Source organism: Flavobacterium sp. H4147 (assembly GCF_029360735.1).
Lineage (GTDB): Bacteria > Bacteroidota > Bacteroidia > Flavobacteriales > Flavobacteriaceae > Flavobacterium > Flavobacterium endoglycinae.
Window position 1 is genome coordinate 496,481 of the sequence record NZ_JARKNB010000001.1, and the last position, 20,540, is coordinate 517,020.

11 protein-coding genes are annotated in these 20,540 nt (G+C 35.2%); 6 read left to right on the plus strand and 5 right to left on the minus strand.

The window, feature by feature from the left end:
- Nucleotides 1–8: 8 nt before the first annotated feature.
- The 3 genes from P2W75_RS02195 to P2W75_RS02205 are packed head-to-tail and all read right to left on the minus strand — an operon-like array spanning nt 9 to nt 5,538.
- Entirely contained in the window at nt 9–866 is an 858-nt protein-coding gene (locus P2W75_RS02195; RefSeq protein WP_276378736.1) for a hypothetical protein, read from the minus strand.
- A gap of 39 nt (nt 867–905) precedes the next feature.
- Nucleotides 906–2,414 carry a RagB/SusD family nutrient uptake outer membrane protein gene (locus P2W75_RS02200; protein ID WP_276378737.1) on the minus strand — a complete coding sequence of 503 codons (1,509 nt, stop codon included), beginning with the start codon at nt 2,412–2,414 and terminating at the stop codon, nt 906–908.
- 13 nt (nt 2,415–2,427) lie between these two features.
- The gene (locus P2W75_RS02205; protein WP_276378738.1) at nt 2,428–5,538 is read right to left on the minus strand and encodes a TonB-dependent receptor; all 3,111 of its coding nucleotides are present in this window, start codon (nt 5,536–5,538) and stop codon (nt 2,428–2,430) included.
- Nucleotides 5,539–5,883: 345 nt separating this feature from the next.
- On the opposite strand from P2W75_RS02205, the gene P2W75_RS02210 reads away from it, so the two are divergent.
- Nucleotides 5,884–8,754, plus strand: coding sequence for a triple tyrosine motif-containing protein (locus P2W75_RS02210; protein WP_276378739.1), 2,871 nt, complete (start codon nt 5,884–5,886; stop codon nt 8,752–8,754).
- A gap of 33 nt (nt 8,755–8,787) precedes the next feature.
- Here P2W75_RS02210 and murF read toward each other — a convergent pair whose 3' ends face one another.
- Together murF and gldJ are read right to left on the minus strand one after the other, a co-directional pair.
- Complete coding sequence (gene murF / locus P2W75_RS02215) at nt 8,788–10,074, minus strand: UDP-N-acetylmuramoyl-tripeptide--D-alanyl-D-alanine ligase (RefSeq protein WP_276378740.1); 1,287 nt, start codon at nt 10,072–10,074, stop codon at nt 8,788–8,790.
- Between the two features lie 115 nt (nt 10,075–10,189).
- A complete protein-coding gene (gene gldJ / locus P2W75_RS02220; protein ID WP_207298665.1) occupies nt 10,190–11,875 on the minus strand; it encodes a gliding motility lipoprotein GldJ in 1,686 nt (561 codons plus the stop codon).
- A gap of 213 nt (nt 11,876–12,088) precedes the next feature.
- Between gldJ and porU the strand changes: the two genes are divergently transcribed.
- The 5 genes from porU (at nt 12,089) to P2W75_RS02245 (ending at nt 20,539) form a co-directional block, all read left to right on the plus strand.
- Nucleotides 12,089–15,928 carry a type IX secretion system sortase PorU gene (gene porU, locus P2W75_RS02225; RefSeq protein WP_276378741.1) on the plus strand — a complete coding sequence of 1,280 codons (3,840 nt, stop codon included), beginning with the start codon at nt 12,089–12,091 and terminating at the stop codon, nt 15,926–15,928.
- Nucleotides 15,929–15,969: 41 nt separating this feature from the next.
- Nucleotides 15,970–17,178 carry a type IX secretion system outer membrane channel protein PorV gene (gene porV / locus P2W75_RS02230; RefSeq protein ID WP_207297913.1) on the plus strand — a complete coding sequence of 403 codons (1,209 nt, stop codon included), beginning with the start codon at nt 15,970–15,972 and terminating at the stop codon, nt 17,176–17,178.
- Nucleotides 17,179–17,253: 75 nt separating this feature from the next.
- Nucleotides 17,254–17,736 (plus strand): cytidine deaminase, encoded by a 483-nt coding sequence (gene cdd, locus P2W75_RS02235; RefSeq protein WP_207297914.1) that lies wholly within the window; start codon nt 17,254–17,256, stop codon nt 17,734–17,736.
- Nucleotides 17,737–17,893: 157 nt separating this feature from the next.
- Nucleotides 17,894–18,892 carry a pyruvate dehydrogenase (acetyl-transferring) E1 component subunit alpha gene (pdhA, locus tag P2W75_RS02240; RefSeq protein WP_207297915.1) on the plus strand — a complete coding sequence of 333 codons (999 nt, stop codon included), beginning with the start codon at nt 17,894–17,896 and terminating at the stop codon, nt 18,890–18,892.
- A gap of 6 nt (nt 18,893–18,898) precedes the next feature.
- Complete coding sequence (locus P2W75_RS02245; protein ID WP_276378742.1) at nt 18,899–20,539, plus strand: pyruvate dehydrogenase complex dihydrolipoamide acetyltransferase; 1,641 nt, start codon at nt 18,899–18,901, stop codon at nt 20,537–20,539.
- Nucleotide 20,540: the final 1 nt, after the last annotated feature.

Consider the following 20,540-nt stretch of genomic DNA (forward strand, 5'->3'; position numbering starts at 1 on the left):
CTTAAACTTTATTTTCCTCTAAATTCAACACTTTTGATGGTGATTCCTCCTGCCGCAATTCCACCACCACTTCTTATCATTAGATAAACTTTTCCGGTGATATCGAATTTAACAACATTGCTAATAGCATCTTTTGAAGCATTTTTAACACATCCAATAGCAGATAATTTGCCTGATACCGGAGCATTTCCGCAACCACCCCAAGTGTTTAATCCCATAACAGTTCCTCCGTCTTTATAATCTCCGGAAGTTGTAGCTGGATCAGATTTACCTGCGTAAACTTCAAACCACATATCAGAAGAAGCACCACCAGAAATTGTCATATCAATCGTATATTCTCTGTCTTTTACAACATCAATCGCTTGATAAATTCCAGCATGTCCACCACTAACTGTAGCTCCTTTATCGCTATAAGTCCAATCAGCACCAGCATTGTAGATCACTTTTTTCCAGTTTGCTCTATCTTCTGCAGTTACAAAAGAGCCGCCTTTTACAAGGTTTCCTTTTGCAGGATCAGAATTTGCTACTACAACCTGAGCCGTAGCATTAGCTGTTGCCCCTCCTGCCGCAATTGCAGTATGAGTGATTGTGTAAGTTCCTGCATCTGGTAAAGAAATAGTCTCGATCATTTTACCTTGATAGGTTCCATCGCCAGTATTCCATTTTGATGCAATAACTCCTTTCGGCTGTGCAGTTAAAAGATATGTATTTACAGCACCTGCAACTGGCGTTACAGTAAATGATGCATCAACACTTGAAGCTGTCAGACCATTATTAGCTGGATCATCGTCGCAGCCAGTAAGCGAACCTAATGCTAAAGCCAGCATTAGGTACATCCCTTTTTTAAAATTAATACTTAGGTTCATTTTTGTTTTTGGTTTTTGGTTAGATAGTAGTTTTTGTTTTTATTGGTAATTAGGGTTCTGTTTCAATTTAGTCCCTGTTAATTCTACATAAGGAATTGGGAAAATTTCGTCAGTACCTGCGTTGAATCCTCTATCAGCTAAAGCTGTAGCAGCATCACCCCATCTTACTAAGTCGAAGAATCTATGCCCTTCACCAGCAAGTTCCATTCTTCTTTCATTTTTAATCGCAGCCAATGTTACAGGGATTGATGGAAGACCAACTCTAGCTCTAACAGCATCTAATAATGCCTGAGCTCTTGTTCCAGTAGCTCCTAATGCTTCAGCTTCTAGCAAATAAGTATCTGCTAATCTAATTACATAAGAGTTTTGTTTGTAATTCAACTCTGCAGCTCCACCACCTGTACGAACGTCTGATTTTCTTGGAAGGAATTTATTCAAGAAATAACCAGTATCTTGATAACCTGGAATATAGTCTGCTTCTCCAGCTGCTTTTAAAGCTTTTAAATCAAAAATAGTCGCAGCAAATCGAGGGTCATTTTTCATTGCATCGTATAATTTTTGAGTTGGAACACTAAAGCTCCATCCAGATGGAAGGTCAGCAGCAGGAGAGTTTGCTGGTCTTGAGTATCCACGAGGTCCAACCATTACGTTTAATGAATTTCCTTCGTCTCTTCCTGAACCCCAGAATCCCCAGTCAGAGTTACCTGCACTAGTGTGAGATACTTCAAGAAGTGACTCAGAATTGAATTTGTTAGCTACAACCCATAAATCATTGAAATTAGTAAGTAATTTGTTCCCGTATTGATTTGGCTGTCCTGGAGTACCGTTTACTTGTGCAAGAACAGCTGCAGCTTCGGCATTTTTTCCATCATATAAATAAACTTTTCCTAGTAAAGCTTGAGCAGCTCCTCTAGTTAAACGTCCAGATCCTGTTTCAGCATCAACACTAGTTGGTAAAGCTGGAATTGCTTCTACTAAATCTTTTTCAATTTGAGCATATATAGCTGTAGGTGCCGCCTGCTCTACATTTAACATTGTAGATGTTGTAAGAGGCTCTAAAATCAACGGAATGTTTTTAAACATTCTAACTAAATTGAAGTAATATAATGCTCTTAATGCTTTAGCTTCTCCTGTGAATCTAACTTTTAAAGCATCTGACATATTAACTCCAGACATTTTTGATAACAAAACGTTTGCTCTGTAAACGCCTTGATAGTGATCATTCCAGAAACTTCCAGGAATAATTAAAGATGTTAATGAATGTGTCGAGAAATTTTGAATTCCCATACCATCAGAAGCTCCACCACCACCAGCGTAGAAATCATCAGAACCGGCATTCAGCATAGCCACCATGTTCTCAAAACCACCGGTGTTTTTTCTTAACGGATCGTAAACTCCAACAAGAGCAGCAGTAGCTTGCTGTTCATCTTTATAATAACTAGTAGATAAGAAAGATCCTTTTGGGTCAACGCTTACGAAGTCTTCAGAACAAGATCCTAAAGCAGCCAAAGCAATGACAACGTATATGTATTTAAATTTATTTTTCATGATTCTTTAAGTATTAAAATTGTACGTTCGCTCCAAGCATGAAAGTTCTTGCTTGTGGATAAACACCTCTGTCTACACCAAATACCTGTCCTCCAATTTCTGGATCATATCCTGTGTATTTTGTGATCGTAAATAAGTTCTCACCAGTTAGGTAGAAACGGATTTTATCAGCTCCAATATTAGAAGAAATATTAACTGGAAGAGTGTAACCTAATTGAACGATTTTTAAACGAGCATAATCACCGCTTTCTAAATAGAAATCAGACATTTTGCTGAAGTTACCATTACTATCATTGTTAGCAAGTCTTGGGTAATCATTTGAAGTACCTTCTCCTGTCCAACGACCCAAAGCTTCTGTTTGATAGTTTGCATTCAAGATATCCAATCTGCGTAATCCTTGGAAGATTTTGCTTCCTGCAGCACCTTGGATGAATGTCATAAAGTCAAATCCTTTGTAATCTAAGTTAAGTGTTAAACCGAAAGTATATTTAGGAATACTTGTTCCTAAGAATTGTTTGTCATCATCAGAAATAGATCCGTCGCCATTGTTATCAACCCAACGGAAGTCACCTGGTTTTGCATTTGGTTGAATTAAACCACCTGATGCATTTCTGTAAGCATTAATCTCTGCTTGGTTTTGGAAGATTCCAGCAGTTTTGTATCCGTAGAATTCATTGTATGAATGTCCAACTTGAGTTCTTGTAACAGGTCCCATAGATTGGAATGAAGCATCACCAATAATGAAAGTATTAGAAGCACCAACGTAAGTAATTTCATTTTTAAGATAAGCTACGTTTCCGTTAACTCCTAAGTTAAAATCACCAAGTTTTTTCTTCCAGCTTAATTCAAATTCGATACCGCTGTTGTTCATATCAGCAACGTTAGCCCATGGCTGTTCGGCAACCCCAACATATCCTGGAATTACAACTGGTCTTAAGATACCAGTAGTTTTCTTTTTGTAGAAATCTAATGTTAAATTGAAATCATTGAAAATTCTTGCATCAAGACCAATACTTGCTTGAGAAGTTTCTTCCCATTTCAAATCAGGGTTATCGAGAGTTACGTTAGCATAACCTGTTGTAATAGCACCTGCATTTCCGAAAGAATAATTATAACCTCCAGATACTAATGAAATATATCTAAAGTCAGCAACTTGGTCGTTACCTACAACTCCGTAACCTCCTCTAATTTTTAATGAATTTACAGCATTATTTTCTTTCCAGAAACCTTCTTTAGAAACTACCCATCCTAAAGAGAATGATGGGAAAACTCCAAATTTATGATTCTCTCCAAAACGAGTAGATCCATCACGACGAATAACTCCAGTTACAAGATATTTCTCCATATAATCGTAGTTTAAACGACCAAATAAAGATGTTACTTTATGCTGGATGAAATCATCTGTAGCACTGTTTCTGTCTGCTTGTGGAATATCAAATTTGAACGAAGCATCTTTGTAGCTTGTAATAGGCAAACCAAACATTGTAGCTCCAACATATCCACCAATATTATCAACATATGATCCTTGACCAGCTAAAACACTTAAGTTGTGATCTCCAAATTTGTTAGAATATGTAATTACGTTTTCAATGTTCCAGTTAAACGATTTATTATTATTTTGATAATAACTGTTTTTAAGAACATTCACGTTTGAACTTAAGAAATATACAGGAGTAAATCCTTTATCTCCCCAGTAAGAAAGTTTACCTCCTAATGTAGATCTAACTTTTAAGTGTGGAGTAATAATAGCTTCTAAATACGCGTTTCCAACAAAATCATCAGACCATCCGTATCTTCCTAATCTTGTCTGGATATAACCTAATGGGTTTGTCATTTCTTGACCAACAACGCTTGAAATTCCGTAAGGATTTCCGTTTGCGTCACGAACTACAGGGTTTGTAGAATAAGGTGCAGCATTTGCAACAGCAGGATCTGTAACTACAAGCGGAGTTAATGGATCAAGGTTTATAGCCGAACTTAAAGGACCTCCAAACTCACTGTTTGTATTTCCAATTCCAACAGTTTTTTGTCTTGTATATCCAAAAGTTTGTCCGAATGTGAAATATTTAGAAATTTTATGAGTAGAGTTTAAACGGAAATTCTTTTTTGTGTAATTAGAAATTTCTGTTGCCACGATACCTTCTTGATCTTGAATACCGAAAGAAGCATAGAATGTAGAAAATTCTCCACCACCACTAATACTTAATTCGTGAGTGTATCTGAAAGCGCTGTCGTTAAAAATAGCATCTTGCCAGTTTGTTCCTTTTCCAAATGCTGCTGGATTAGAATATAAGATTCCACCTCCGTCAGCAACTGATTTTTCGTTCATTATGGTAGCATACTCAGTAGCATTCAATAAATCTAATTTTTTTGCTGGAGAAGATACACCTGCAAAACCATTATAGTTTACTGTAATTTTACCTGATTTACCTTTTTTAGTTGTTACTAAAATAACCCCTGTCGCAGCACGTGTACCGTAGATTGCAGCAGAAGCAGCATCTTTAAGTACCTCGATAGATTCGATATCTGACTGATTTAAAAAACCAATTCCACCAGCATCAACAACGTTACCGTCAACAACCCAAAGAGGGTTATTTCCACCATCACCAAAAGTGGTGATACCACGTACACGAATTGTAGATCCAGAACCTGGCTGACCTGAACTTGAAGCGATTGTTACACCGGCAACACGACCTTGTAACGCTTGTTCAACTCTTCCGTTTGGCACTTTCTCTAAGTCCGCAGCCTTAACGCTTGAAATTGCACCTGTAACAACTGCTTTCTTTTGAGTTCCGTATCCTACTACTACAACTTCATTTAATGACTGAGATTCAGGCTTTAATTGGATAGCAATTTTTGTTCTTCCATTTACAGCTTCATTTACTGTAGCATAACCTATAAAAGTAACAGTCAGTGTTCCATTAGAAGGTACTTGAATTTGAAACTTACCATCAAAATCAGACGCAGTCGATTTAGTAGTACCTTTTAATAAAACTGTTGCACCTGGAACAGGCATCCCACTTTCATCATTTATAACCCCGTTTACTGTGACATCCTGAGCCACTGCTATAACCGAGAATAACAAAGATGAAATACAAAAAACAAGTAATTTTGTTAATTTCATTTTTCTAAAAATTTTGGTTAATTAATTAGTAATTTGATGCAATAATAATCTAAAATTTTTACTATCAACATTTAAATTTCACTACAAAAACACATCAAATGAAAATTTATTACATTACAAAAACACATCATTTTTTTTATAAATAATTGATTTTAAATAATTTAAAAACAAAAAATAAGATGTTATGAAAATGTTAATTGTAAAAATAAACACTACAATAATATAAGATTCATTATTTTTATAAACGAAATGTGTTTCTACAACGTGATAGTACTAGAAATAATTTTACAAACACTTAAAAATAAGCACTTTAACCATACAAAAACAAAATAAATCGAATAATTAATGAAATTAACAATATCATATTTTTATATTACTTTTTTTACATTATTCACAATTTCTTTTTTTGCACAAGTAAAAAACATCGGACTTCCAGATGTAAGAAATTACAAGCGTAACGAATATAAAGGAGGAACTCAAAACTGGAGTATAGGACAGGACAAAAACGGAAATCTATATTTTGCCAACAATAATGGGCTTTTGCAGTTTGATGGGGCATCTTGGCGAAAATATACATTGCCTAATTTAACCTCTGTTAGATGTTTAAAAATTGATAACTCCGGAAAAATCTTCGTAGGCGGATATAATGAATTTGGGTACTTCCAACCTAATACTAAAGGAAAACTTCAGTACACCTCACTTGCCAAAAAAGTTGATAAAAATAAAATCAAAATAATTGACTTTATCTGGAAGATACACACTATTGACAACCAGACTATTTTTCAATCATTTGCAAGGGCTTATATTTTTAAAGACAACAAACTTTCTATATTAAAAGCACCAAGACGTTTTCAATTCTCATTCGTTGTAAATAACAAATTATATTTTCAGGATGAAGATCAGGGAATTTTAGAATACAGAAACGGAAAGCTTTTCGCTTTACCAAATACTAAGAGCTTAAATAATACCGAGATATGGGCCATGCATTCTATTGGCAAAGACAAAACTTTAATTGTAACACTCGAAAAGGGACTTTTTATATACGAGAACCATACGCTTACTCCTTGGAATACTGAAGCCAATAACTTCATCAAAAAAAATAATTCATTAGGAGGCGTAATAATCAACAACAAATTCATTGTTTTAAATTCGGTTTTGGATGGAATTATCATCTGCGATTATAACGGAAAAATCATTCAGCACATAAATAGAAAGAAAGGATTACAGAACAATACTGTTTTAACTTCATTTATTGACAATAAAAACAATTTATGGCTTGGACTTGATAACGGTATCGCATACGTTAATCAAAGCTCTCCATTTACTTATTTTGGATTTAGTTATGATATTAGTACCGTATATGCTTCTGTTATTTATCAGGGAAATTTATATGTTGCAACCAACCAAGGTGTTTTTTATCATTCATGGGAAAACAATTTCAAACAAGATGTTTTTAAGCTTGTAGAAGGAACAACCGCACAGTCATGGAATGTACAAGTAATAGATAATGAACTAATTTGTGCCAATAACAGAGGAGCACTTTCTATAAAAGGAGGAAAAGTAACTCATGTAATCGACTCTAAGGGATATTTCGGATTCAAAAAAATACCAAGTCACCCAGGATTTTTTATAGGTTCTAATTATGATGGTTTTGCCATTTTTGAAAAAACTGGCAGTGGTTTGGTGTACAAAAATCAAATTGCTGGATTTGACAAATCATCTAACAGTTTTGAACTTGACAATTCATATTTATGGCTTAAAAAAGATGAATCTATTTACCGTATGACTTTAAGTGAAGATTTGTCAAGATTTTCAAGTATTAAAAAAATAGATAGACTAACTCCTTTCTATAAAAATATAGGAAGCCTTCAAAAAATTGACGGAAAAATCTATTTTCAGACTCATAATCATTTCTATAAATATTCAACAGAACAGGAATTGTTTTATGAAGACAAACACTTAAGCAGTTTATTCAAAAATATTCCCGTTATAAATGCACTAAGCGAAGACAGCCAGTCTAATTTATGGTATGCATTTGATGAATCTTTAGGTGTTTTAATGAAGGACAAAAATGGCTACAAAAATATTGTTTCTCCTTTTTCAAATCTCACAGGAAACCTTGTAAGCAATTATTTATCTGTAAATACTATTGACACAAACAATATTTTTATTGGCTTAACAGATGGTCTTGCCCATTATGATGCTGAACTTTTAAATAATTTTGGAGGTAAACCGAAAGCTTTTATTCGAAGTTTTTCTTTTCCAGGTGATACTATAACATTAGGAAATAATCAAAACAAAATTGAGAATATCAGAATTCCTTATTCTTCTAACCATGTCCGTTTTACATTTTCTTCACCCACATATGAAAACCTCGAAAATGTACAGTTTTCGTATCAATTAGAACCTTTTGATGAAAAATGGAGCAATTGGTCTACCATTTCAATAAAAGAGTACACAAATCTTCGCGAAGGCGATTATATCATGAAAGTTAAGGTAAGAAACAGTTATGGTGTGCAGTCTGATGCTTCGACAATATCATTTACAATTTCTCCGCCATGGTACAGACATTTTTTGGCATATATGCTTTATTTTATTCTTTTAATCATAGCGGTTTATGGAATTTCGAATAGAATTAAAATGAAAATTAGAAAAAATAAGTATTACGAAACTATCGAACAAAGAAGACTTTATCTGGAAAAGGAATCAAAAATTAGACAAGAACAATACGATCTTGAAAAAGAGATTGAAAAATTGAAAAATGATAAGCTTCAGATTAAAATTTTAGCAAAAGATAAAGAGTTAGTAAATAATTCTCTACAAGTCGTTAAGAAAAATAAGATTCTTAATGGAATCATTCATAAACTTAAAGAAATCGACATTGAAGCTCTTGATGATTCGACAAAATTCCAAGTAAGCAAACTCAATAAAAGTATTGTAAAGGAAGTAAATACCGACAAAAGCTGGAAAGACTTAGAAAAACACATTAAAAACGTGCATTTTGAGTTCCTAAAGCGTTTAAAAGAAAAATACCCAACAATATCTCCTCGAGAGCTTGATTTATCAACTTATTTATTGATGAATATGTCAACTAAGGAAATTGCTGAAATCATGAATATTTCAACCGGTGGTGTTGAGCTGGCACGTTACCGTTTGAGAAAGAAACTTGGATTAAACAAAAAAGAAAATTTAATCGGATTCTTGATGAGTATTTAAAAACAAAAAGCCATTCGTTTGAATGGCTTTTTATTATGAAATGTATTCTAAAGTTCGTTCCAAAGCCATTCCTCTAGAACCTTTAATCAGAATTGTATTTTCGTTGAAATGAATTGTTTTTAAGAACGCTGCAAATGCATCAAATGTTTCAAAAAACTTTATATTTTCTCCAAATACTTGATTCTCATAAAAAGATTTTCCAATTAAATAACATACCGATTTATCTTGTCCTTTTAAAGAATTCACAATTGCCTTATGCTCTGCATGACTTTCTTCTCCAAGCTCAAACATATCACCCAGAATCATGATTTTATTTTGATTTTCTAATTGCAAAAAGTTTGTAATTGCAACCGCCATACTGCTAGGATTTGCATTGTATGCATCTAAAATAATTTCATTAGAACCTTTTTTCAATAATTGAGATCGGTTATTGGCTGGAATATAGTTTTCAATAGCGTTTTTTATAGCCATATCTTCTACCTTAAAGTATTTTCCTATCGCAACAGCAGCATTTATATTATTAGCATTATAAAGCCCTATTAAATGAGATTCAACTACAAAATTATTGTAGTTTATCTTCACAAAAGGATTCGCTTCAATACTTTTTATATTAAAATCTGCATTTTCTTTATTAATTCCAAAAGTGAAAGATTGTATCCCGGCTGATTTTTCAATCTGAATTGGATCTTCAAGATTTACAAAAACAGTTTTGCCATTTTTTGACAAATACTGATACATTTCACTCTTTCCTTGGATTACTCCTTCTACTCCGCCGAAACCTTCTAAGTGCGCTTTTCCAAAATTGGTAATATAACCATAATCCGGCTGCGCAATTTCACATAAAAATTCTATTTCTTTTTTATGATTAGCTCCCATTTCAACAATACCAATTTCTGTTTCGCTGTTAAACGAAAGTAATGTAAGCGGTACGCCAATATGATTGTTTAAGTTTCCTATTGTCGCTTTAGTTTTAAACTTTTGGGATAAAACTACATTTATAAGTTCTTTGGTTGTTGTTTTTCCGTTACTACCTGTTAAAGCTACAATTGGAAGTTTTAAATAAGCACGGTGAAACTTAGCTAGTTCCTGAAGGGTTTCTAAGCTGTTTTCAACTACAATAGTTCTTTCGTCTATCCAATATGATTTATTGTCAATAATAACATATAACGCACCCAAATCAAGTGCCTGCTGAGCAAAAGTATTGGCATCAAAATTTTCGCCTTTTATAGCAAAAAACATAGAATCCTTTTCAATTTTACGAGTATCGATTGAAAGTGATGTACATTGTAAGAACAACTTATGAATTTCCTGAATATTCATTTAATAAATTTTTATAGACCATAAAAATAGAAAAAAGCAATAAAAAAATTCCAAATTCCGAACTGAAATTATACAGTTTTGGAATTTGGAATTTTTTAAATGAAATTTCTAAATCTTAATTTCTTGGTGATTTCTTTCTTTCAGTTTTAGCACCTACTCTAGACATTGCACATCTGAAACCAATGTAATCAGTTGCCATATCTTGAGGGAAGTATCTTCTTTGAGCTGGATCTAACCAGTAAGCTCTATCTCTCCAAGAACCTCCTTTGTAAACTCTTACTTTATCATCGATTAAAGTAGTACGTTTACTAGAGTTATCATATTTTCTAATCATCTTACCTAAACTGTCAGTTGTAACATTGTGTTTAGGAGAGTTGTACATTGTTTGATCTGCTTTTGGACCTGATTCAGAATCACCAAAGTCAAAATATCTTGAAGATTGTTTATCACCATCTCTGTAGTTGATATTATCACTAGTGCTGAAGTTTTGTCTCAAATACGTTTCTTGCTCGTCAACCGGAACCTGAGCGATTTCTCCAGGAAGGTTTCTTGCAATAACTTTACCGTTACTTAAAGTATCGTATTTGATATTTGATGTTGTAACGATTTCAACTTTACCGTCTTTACCAATTTTATTTTTAGCATATTGATTTCCTCTGAAATAGTTGAAATCATTTGCTTCATTATCGATAACTGGTCTGTAAACGTCAGCAACCCATTCTGCAACGTTACCTGCCATATCATATAATCCGAAATCATTTGGAGCATAGCTTTTCACAGCGTTTGTAATATCGGCACCATCATCAGACCATCCTGCAATTCCACCGTAATCTCCATTTCCTTGTTTAAAGTTAGCCAATTGATCACCTCTGTTTTTACGTTTAGCTGAACGAGTATAATCTCCAGACCAAGGATATTTCTTTTGTCCTTTATAAATGTTGTATTCTCTTTGTCCAACATCAGCAGCAGCTGCATATTCCCATTCTGCTTCAGTAGGAAGTCTGTACTCTGGTAAAATAACACCAGAAGAACGCTGTGCATAAACATTTTGAGCTTCAGGAACTACACCATCTTTTCCAGCTTTTGGTTTTCTTCCACCTGGATTTTTCTTTAATACAATTTCTTCGCTTCCACCACGTGATGTACTTGGAGACATTAAATATGCTTCAGTGTTAAATGCATTTTCAGCATTCACATCATTTGTTTTAGCACCTTTTTGTAAATATCCGTTTTTCTCTAAAACAGCCTCGTTTACACGGTCTGTTCTCCATTTACTAAATTCAACAGCCTGAATCCAGTTAACACCAACTACTGGATAGTTAGCATAAGAAGGATGTCTTAAATAGTTGTTAGTCATCGTTTCATTATACCCTAAACGATTTCTCCACACTAATGTATCAGGAGATGCTCCTTCGTAAATATTCTTGTAATTTTCTTCTGTTGGTGGAAAAACTTTCTTTAACCACTCTAGGTATTCTAAGTACATACCGTTCGTAACTTCAGTTTCATCCATGTAAAATGACTGAACGTGTTGTTGAGTTGGTGTGTTATTCCAATCATGCATAACATCATCCTGTACTTTACCCATCGTAAACGTACCTCCTTCAACAAAAACTAATCCAGGACCAGCCTGTTGTTTCTTTCCTGCATTTCTAGCAGCTGTTCCATTCTGACTGTCTACATCCCAGCCAGTTGCTCTAGAAGCGTGAGAGGAACTCGATTTTTTGCTACAACTAGCCGTGCCCAACATCAATACCATTGACATCATTAATTGCAAGACTACAATTTTGTTTACTTTCATACTCATTCTTAGGTGATAAATTTAGGTGCTGCAATATAATAATTAACATTTAATTAGCAACATCTGTTCTCATAATTTTATTTAGCTGTTTTTTACCAGAAAATAACCTATAGTTACGAACGCAAAAATATACTTTTTATTATTTACTGTAACATGAAATACTATATTTTTACTTACTAATTATTTTTTAATTAAATTTCGATTTTTCAACCCATGAAACAAACCTTTTTTATCTGTATATTATTAATCCCAATTCTCTCTTTTTCTCAGATAAATGGGAGCTTAACGATCGATTGGCAGCATAAAAAAGAGATGAATTACGGCGATAATAAAATCATTATTCCGTACTTTTCAGGAAACAGTTTTCGCTTCGACACTACTAAAAAAAACATAACATTACTCCTTAATCTGAATCAGTCTAACGTTTCAAACGGCAGTTCAGTGCAAATTTCCAACGTAATTTACGAGTCGGTTTCACGAACAGATTTAGGAGATTTAGCACCTGAAAACATCCCTGAGAAACCAAACGAAAGTATACAAATAACCATTTCAAGAGATTCCAAACAATCTTTTCTTTTTCTTTATCCTATTATAAAAGAAGGAAACAGCTTTAAACGCATACGATCTTTTTCCTACAATATCAGCACTAATTCAACAGCTAGGAACAACAATTCATCTTCTTATCAAAAAGCTGCAGTTATTTCAAACTCCGTTCTAGCTTCTGGAGAATGGTATCGATTTTATATTGAAAAATCAGGGGTTTATAAAATTTCGCGCTCGTTTTTACAAAGTTTAGGATTTGATCCCAGCAAAAGCGATCCAAGAAAAATTAAAATCTACGGAAACGGCGGACGAATGCTACCATTAGCAAACAACGCTTATTACCCTGAAGATTTAGCCGAAAATGCCATCCAGGTTATTGGGGAAAGCGACGGCACTTTTAACAATGAAGATTATATTTTGTTTTACGGTGAAGGAATCGAAAACTGGAGTTCCGAAAACCAAACCAATATTAACTTATACGACACGAAATCCTATTATTATATCACCGCTTCAGGAAATGATGGAAAACGAATTTCGAATTTAAATCAGCCTTTAGGAAGCAGTACATTAGAGCTGAACACGTTTGATGACTATCAATATCACGAAATAGACCAAAACAATCTGGTTCATCTAGGACGTCAATGGCTTGGTGAAGCTTTCGATATTAACCAAGATCAGGAATTTTCTTTTAACTTTCCAAATCTTGATACTACTATGCCGGTAAAAATTGAATTAACAGCAGCTTCGGCGGCGTTTACCACGACTTCATTTGTTGTTTCGGCAAACGGGCAAAACATCGGAACTTTAAATTTTCCTAGTCTGTCAGCAAGTTCAGAAATTAAATATTTTAATGCCAGTCTTCCTGCAAATACTACATTTACCGGAACAGACAATATAAAAATAAAACTCGTTTACAATAACAGCGGTGTGCCCGGATCGAAAGGCTATCTTGATTTCATTAACCTGACCGCCAAACGCAAGCTTTTAGGAACCGGAAAACAATTTAAATTCCAATATAACAACGCAGGTTCTGTTACCGGAATCGCTAATTATACTATTGGGAATGCAACAGGTATTTCGCAAATTTGGGATATAACAGACCTTTATAATGTATTGAAACTAGAAAATACTAATCAAGCATCGTTTAGTTTTAAGGCGAATTTAGGAGAAGTTAGAAAATACATAGCCATTGATCCCGCCGATTATTACACCCCTTTAAAAGAAAGCCAGTCAAAAGTTATCAATCAAAATCTTAAAGGAACCATTTTTAGAAACAACCAAAACAGCTTTCAAGACATTGATTATGTTATCATAACGCCAAAATCTTTAAGTTCCCAAGCAGAAAGATTAGCAGGTTTTCATCGTACAAATTCAAATTTAAATGTAAAAGTTATTCCCTTAGAAAACATCTATCAGGAATTTTCTTCTGGAAAACAAGACATTGCCGCTATTAGAAACTTCATTAAATACATTTACGACAACGCTTCTTCTCCCGATAAAAGAATTAAATATGTAAATTTATTTGGAGATGCTTCGTATGATTATAAAAACCGAATTTCAAACAACACCAATATTGTACCTATATATCAGTCCTTAAATAGTAATTCAACAGGAGAAGCGTCGTTTGCATCTGATGATTTCTTCGGACTGATGGATGCTGATGAAGGAATTGTAGCATATCCGTTTGGCGGAATTGATATTGCAGTAGGCCGAATGCTGGTTTCAGATAACGCACAAGCCCAAGAAATGGTCAACAAAGTTTTGGAATATCACGATGTTAAATCACACGGAAATTGGAGAAACAATTTTGTTTTAATCAGCGATGACTCTGATCAAAGTTCGGATGCTTCACTGCAATCTCGTCAAAACAGCTTAGCCGATGTAATTTCTACAGAAAAACCTTTTTTTAATGTAGAGAAAATCCTTTTAGATTCTTATACACAAGAAGCATCTGCGGGCGGATCACGTTATCCTAAAGCCAGAACAGATATTTTTGAAGCATTCGAAAAAGGAGCTTTAGTTTTTAATTATTTAGGACATGGTGGCGAGGATGGATTGGCAAGCGAGCGAATCTGGGAAAAATCAGATGGCCAAAATCTGAATAATCAATACAAATACCCTTTATTCATAACTATTACCTGCGAATTTTCAAGATTTGACGATCCAACAAGACCAACAGCCGGAGAATATACATTTTGGAATCCGAAAGGAGGCGCTATCTCCATGTTAACCACAATTCGTACTATTGGTCAGTTTAATGCCGAAAATTTCAATGATAACCTAAGCAAAAACCTGCTTTCATACGGCTCAAACCAATACAACAGCATTGCCGAATCTCTTAGAATCTCTAAAAACGAAAATCCGAGCTCATCAAGCAACGTTGTAGTATATATAGGAGATCCTGCTTTGATGTTAGCAATTCCAAAACCGCGAATTAATTTAACGAAAGTAAACGATATTGTGATTTCGCAGCCAATTCCAGATTTAAAATCACTGGCAAAAATTAAAATTTCGGGAGAAATCACAGATGAAAACAATGTGCTTTTAAGCAATTATAATGGAGAACTTGCAACCGCAATTTTCGACAAAATGATCACCTCTACAACCCTAAACAATGATGGATATAGCCCTACAATGTCATTCAAAACACTTGGCGAGACTATCTTCAGAGGAAATGCCTCTGTAACCAACGGTCAGTTTGAATTTAGCTTTGTTGTACCTAGAGATATCCGAATTCCGGTTGACAACGGCCGTATTAGTTTCTATGCCAAAAAGAACCAATCCTTAGAAAATCAATCTGGCTACAACAGTACTATAAAAATTGGAGGAATAAATGAAAATGCACCTCAGGACAATATAAGTCCAAAAGTGAAGTTATATATGAATGATGAAACTTTTGTGTCGGGCGGAATAACCAATTCCTCCCCTTTTCTATTGGCATTTCTTGAAGATGAAAACGGTATAAATACTGCCAGCGGAATAGGTCACGATATAACAGCTGTTTTAGATGGAGACGTAAGCAATCCGTACATTTTGAACGATTATTATCAGACAAAACTGGATGATTACACCAATGGTAATCTACGCTTTCCTCTTCGAAATCTGGCTGCGGGTCTTCACACCATAACTTTTACAGCGTGGGATGTTTATAACAATCCTGTGACTAGTGAAATTCAATTTATAGTAGTTGGCGATGAAGCGCTCACACTAACACACGTTCTTAATTACCCAAATCCGTTTTCGACCTATACGCAGTTTTGGTTTTCACATAACAGACCTTACGAACCTTTAGATGTTCAGGTTCAGGTTATGACCATTACCGGAAAAGTAGTATGGACAAAAAATCAAATTATTACCACAGAAGGTTTCCTTTCACGAGAAATAACATGGGACGGAAAAGATGATTTTGGAGATCGGATTGGTAAAGGAGTTTATATTTATAAACTTACCGTTAAATCGAATTTAACAAATAAAAAAGCAGAAAAATACGAAAAACTTGTCATTCTATAATATTATATATATTTGTAACATAAATACCATTAGTCCCAAAAATGAGAAAAATATCACCTTTACTAATTTGTTTATTAGTTTTTTCTTTCGCCAAGGCCCAAAACATTGAGCGACCGATTACTACAGGAGTACCATTTCTATTAGTCGCAGCTGATGCGAGAGCCGCCGGTTTAGGAGACCAAGGTGTTGCAACTTCATCAGACGTTTTTTCACAACAGTGGAATCCTGCAAAATACGCATTTGCCGAAGATGCGCAGGGACTTTCAATCAGTTACACTCCTTACTTAACTGATCTTGCCAACGATATTTCGTTAGGACAGTTAACGTATTACAACAAAATTAATGACCGAAGTGCCTTTGCAGGAAGCTTCCGTTATTTTGGATTTGGAGGAATCGAATTAAGAGAAACCGGAGATCCAAACGAAGCAACAAGAGAAGTAAATCCAAACGAATTAGCGTTAGACGGATCGTATTCACTAAAATTAAGCGAAACATTCTCGATGGCTGTTGCTGCCAGATATATCCGATCCAATTTAAAAATCCCTTCTGGAGAAGTTGATGCTTCAGCTGCAAGTTCATTTGCGGTAGATATTGCTGGTTTTTATCAATCAGAAGAAATTGCTTACAGCAGTTTCAACGGAAGATGGAGAGGTGGTTTCAACATTCAGAATTTAGGTCCGAAAATCAGTTATGATAACGATGACTTAAGCTCAAACTTTCTTCCGGCCAACTTAAGAGTCGGCGGAGGATTTGATTTTATCTTAGACGATTATAATAAGGTAGGCGTAAGTTTAGAACTTACTAAACTTTTAGTTCCAACTCCTCCGGGACCTGGAACTCCTTATGACGCTAATGGAGATGGAGATTTTACTGATGATGGAGATATTTCACAATCAGAGGCTGATGCAGCCAACTATAAAAAATACAAAGATACAGGCTGGGTACAAGGAATTTTCAAATCATTTGGAGATGCACCGGGAGGTTTCAGTGAAGAACTAAAAGAAGTTACTTATAGTGCTGCTGCCGAATACATGTACCAAGATTCATTTGCAATGCGATTAGGATATTATCACGAAAGTATAATGAAAGGTGCAAAACAATTTTTCTCTTTAGGAGCAGGATTTAAATATAACATCATGAAAGTAGACGTTTCGTATTTATTCTCGGCATCAAAAGTTAAAAATCCTTTAGAAAATACACTTCGTTTCTCTTTAACCTTTAACTTTGGCGACAAATACGAGACTTATTAAAGAAAACACATAAAAAATAATAACAATCCAAATTTCTAATCCTTTAGGAATTTGGATTTTTTTTCCCCTAAAAAAATGAAAGAAATAAGCATCACATCGTCATTTACTATTTATGACAACATAGATGAACTTCCACAAGACATACAGGATTTAATGAGCGAGGCTGTTGAAATTCGTAAAAAAGCGTATGCTCCGTATTCTCAATTTAAAGTTGGAGCCGCTTTATTACTAGACAATGGGAAAGTAATTTTAGGATCTAATCAGGAAAACGCCGCCTATCCTTCAGGATTATGCGCAGAAAGAACAGCCATTTTTTACGCTGGAAGCATGTATCCAGAATCCAAAATTCTTAAAATGGCTATCACAGCAGCTTCAGATACTAATCAAACCAAAGCACCTATTCCACCTTGCGGTTCTTGCCGTCAGTCAATTGCAGAATACGAAATAAAGCAAGATACCCCTATAGAAATTTATTTTATGGGTGAAATTGGTGAAGTTTACAAATCAGCATCCCTAAAAAATTTGCTCCCATTTATGTTTGATAAAAAGTTCTTGTAAAAAAAAGCCAAAAAGTAGCGTTTAAATTTTAGTTCTTAAATGTAATGTCTTATTTTTGCATCCCGACCTTTCGGGCGCAAATTTGTGGGAGGAAACTAGTTTGCGTTACAGGCAACAATTGATAACACAAACAACTTTAGCAAAAGAAAGAATTCAGATGAAAGAAGTTACAAAAGAGGTATATTTAAAGTGGTATGAAGACATGCTACTTTGGAGAAAGTTTGAAGACAAACTTGCAGCATTATACATTCAACAAAAAGTTAGAGGTTTTTTACACCTATATAATGGCCAAGAAGCTGTATTAGCGGGAGCTCTTCACGCTATGGACCTGAGTAAAGATAAAATGATTACTGCTTACAGAAACCACGTACAACCAATTGGTATGGGGGTTGATCCAAGAAACGTAATGGCTGAACTTTTAGGAAAAGCAACAGGAACTTCTAAAGGCATGGGAGGTTCGATGCACATTTTCTCTAAAGAACACGGTTTTTATGGTGGACACGGAATTGTAGGTGCTCAAATTCCTGTGGGAGCTGGTATTGCTTTCGCAGATAAATACTTCAACACTGGCGGAGTTACTATGACCTACTTTGGTGATGGAGCTGCAAGACAAGGTTCTTTACACGAAGCTTTCAACATGGCTATGTTATGGAAATTACCAGTTGTATTTATCGTTGAAAACAACGGTTATGCAATGGGAACTTCTGTAGAAAGAACTGCAAACCACACTGACATCTGGAAATTAGGTTTAGGTTATGAAATGCCTTGCGGACCAGTTGACGGAATGAACCCTGTAAAAGTTGCTGAAGCTATGCACGAAGCAATCGAAAGAGCTCGTCGTGGAGACGGACCAACTTTCCTTGAAATGAAAACATACCGTTACAGAGGACACTCTATGTCTGATGCACAGTTATACCGTTCAAAAGAAGAGGTGGAAGAGTACAAAAAAATTGACCCAATTACTCAAGTACTTGATGTAATCTTGGATCAAAAATATGCTACACAAGAAGAAATTGATGTAATTGACCAAAGAGTTAAAGACTTAGTAGAAGAATGTGCGAAATTCGCTGAAGAATCTCCATATCCAGACTTACAACAATTATACGATGTAGTATACGCACAAGAAGACTATCCATTTACACCTCATAAATTATAATATATTATGGCGATTAAAGTAACAATGCCTCGCTTAAGCGATACTATGACGGAAGGAACGGTAGCGACTTGGTTAAAAAAAGTAGGCGACAAAGTTAGCGAAGGAGATATCCTTGCTGAAATTGAAACAGACAAAGCAACAATGGAGTTCGAATCGTTTAACGAAGGAACTCTTTTACATATCGGAATTCAAGCTGGAGAAACTGCCCCTGTTGATTCATTATTAGCAATCATTGGTAACGAAGGAGAAGATATTTCTGCTCTTTTAGCCGGTGGCGATGCTCCTGCTGCTGAAGCTCCAAAAGCGGATGCTCCTGCTGCCGAAGCAAAAACTGAAACTGCCGCTCCTGCAAAAGCAGCAACTGAATTACCAAAGGGTGTTGTAGTAGTAACTATGCCACGTTTGAGTGATACTATGACTGAAGGTACCGTAGCTACTTGGTTGAAAAAAGTTGGCGATGCTGTTGCTGAAGGCGATATTTTAGCGGAAATTGAAACTGACAAAGCTACTATGGAGTTTGAGTCTTTCAATGCTGGTACATTATTATACATAGGAATTCAAGAAGGAAGCACTGCTCCTGTTGACAGCTTATTAGCGATCATAGGACCTGCAGGAACTGATATTTCTGGAATTGCTGAAAACTATACTGCTGGAGGCGCTTCAACTGCAAGTGCTCCTGCTGCAACGGAAGAAAAAGCTGCTCCTGCTGCTGAAAAAGCACCAGAAGCTGTTGCTGAAACTTCAAACGGAAGAATTTTAGCTTCTCCATTAGCTAAAAAAATCGCTTCTGATAAAGGAATCCAACTATCTCAAGTTAAAGGTTCTGGTGAAAACGGACGTATCGTAAAAAGCGATATCGAAAACTTTACGCCATCTGCACAAGCACAAACTGCTCCTTCAGCACCTGCTGCTAAACAAGAAGCTGCTCCTTCATCTGCACCAAAAGTATTTGTTCCTGCAGGAGAAGTTTACACAGAAGAGATCAAAAACTCTCAAATGCGTAAAATCATTGCTAAACGTTTATCTGAATCATTATTCACTGCTCCTCACTACAACTTAGTGATTGAAGTAAGCATGGACGAAGCAATGCAGGCAAGAGCTGCTATCAATAGCGTTCCAGATACAAAAGTATCATTCAACGATATGGTAATCAAAGCTTGTGCGTTAGCATTGAAAAAACACCCAAAAATCAACTCTACTTGGAAAGAAGATGCAATTATCATCAACCACCACGTAAATATTGGTGTTGCTGTAGCGGTTGAAGACGGATTAGTAGTTCCTGTATTGAAATTTACAGATGCTATGAGTTTATCTCAAATTGGCGGAAGTGTAAGAGATCTTGCTGGAAGAGCTAAAAACAAAAAATTAGGACCACAAGAAATGGAAGGAAGCACATTTACAGTTTCCAACCTAGGAATGTTTGGTATTACTGAATTTAATTCAATTATCAATCAACCAAACTCTGCAATCCTTTCTGTAGGTGCAATTGTTGAGAAACCAGTAGTTAAAAACGGTCAAATCGTAGTTGGAAACACCATGATGTTATCATTGGCTTGCGACCACAGAACAATTGACGGTGCAACTGGTGCTCAGTTCTTACAAACTTTAAAACAATACATCGAAAGCCCAGTTACAATGTTGGCATAAT

What these genes read in the sequence shown, in the direction of transcription:
- P2W75_RS02195 (WP_276378736.1), bottom strand. Translation starts at nt 866, where the DNA reads ATGAACCTAAGTATTAATTTTAAAAAAGGGATGTACCTAATGCTGGCT.
- gldJ (WP_207298665.1), bottom strand. Translation starts at nt 11,875, where the DNA reads ATGAAAGTAAACAAAATTGTAGTCTTGCAATTAATGATGTCAATGGTA.
- pdhA (WP_207297915.1), top strand. Translation starts at nt 17,894, where the DNA reads ATGAAAGAAGTTACAAAAGAGGTATATTTAAAGTGGTATGAAGACATG.
- porU (WP_276378741.1), top strand. Translation starts at nt 12,089, where the DNA reads ATGAAACAAACCTTTTTTATCTGTATATTATTAATCCCAATTCTCTCT.
- murF (WP_276378740.1), bottom strand. Translation starts at nt 10,074, where the DNA reads ATGAATATTCAGGAAATTCATAAGTTGTTCTTACAATGTACATCACTT.
- P2W75_RS02205 (WP_276378738.1), bottom strand. Translation starts at nt 5,538, where the DNA reads ATGAAATTAACAAAATTACTTGTTTTTTGTATTTCATCTTTGTTATTC.
- cdd (WP_207297914.1), top strand. Translation starts at nt 17,254, where the DNA reads ATGAAAGAAATAAGCATCACATCGTCATTTACTATTTATGACAACATA.
- P2W75_RS02245 (WP_276378742.1), top strand. Translation starts at nt 18,899, where the DNA reads ATGGCGATTAAAGTAACAATGCCTCGCTTAAGCGATACTATGACGGAA.
- P2W75_RS02210 (WP_276378739.1), top strand. Translation starts at nt 5,884, where the DNA reads ATGAAATTAACAATATCATATTTTTATATTACTTTTTTTACATTATTC.
- P2W75_RS02200 (WP_276378737.1), bottom strand. Translation starts at nt 2,414, where the DNA reads ATGAAAAATAAATTTAAATACATATACGTTGTCATTGCTTTGGCTGCT.
- porV (WP_207297913.1), top strand. Translation starts at nt 15,970, where the DNA reads ATGAGAAAAATATCACCTTTACTAATTTGTTTATTAGTTTTTTCTTTC.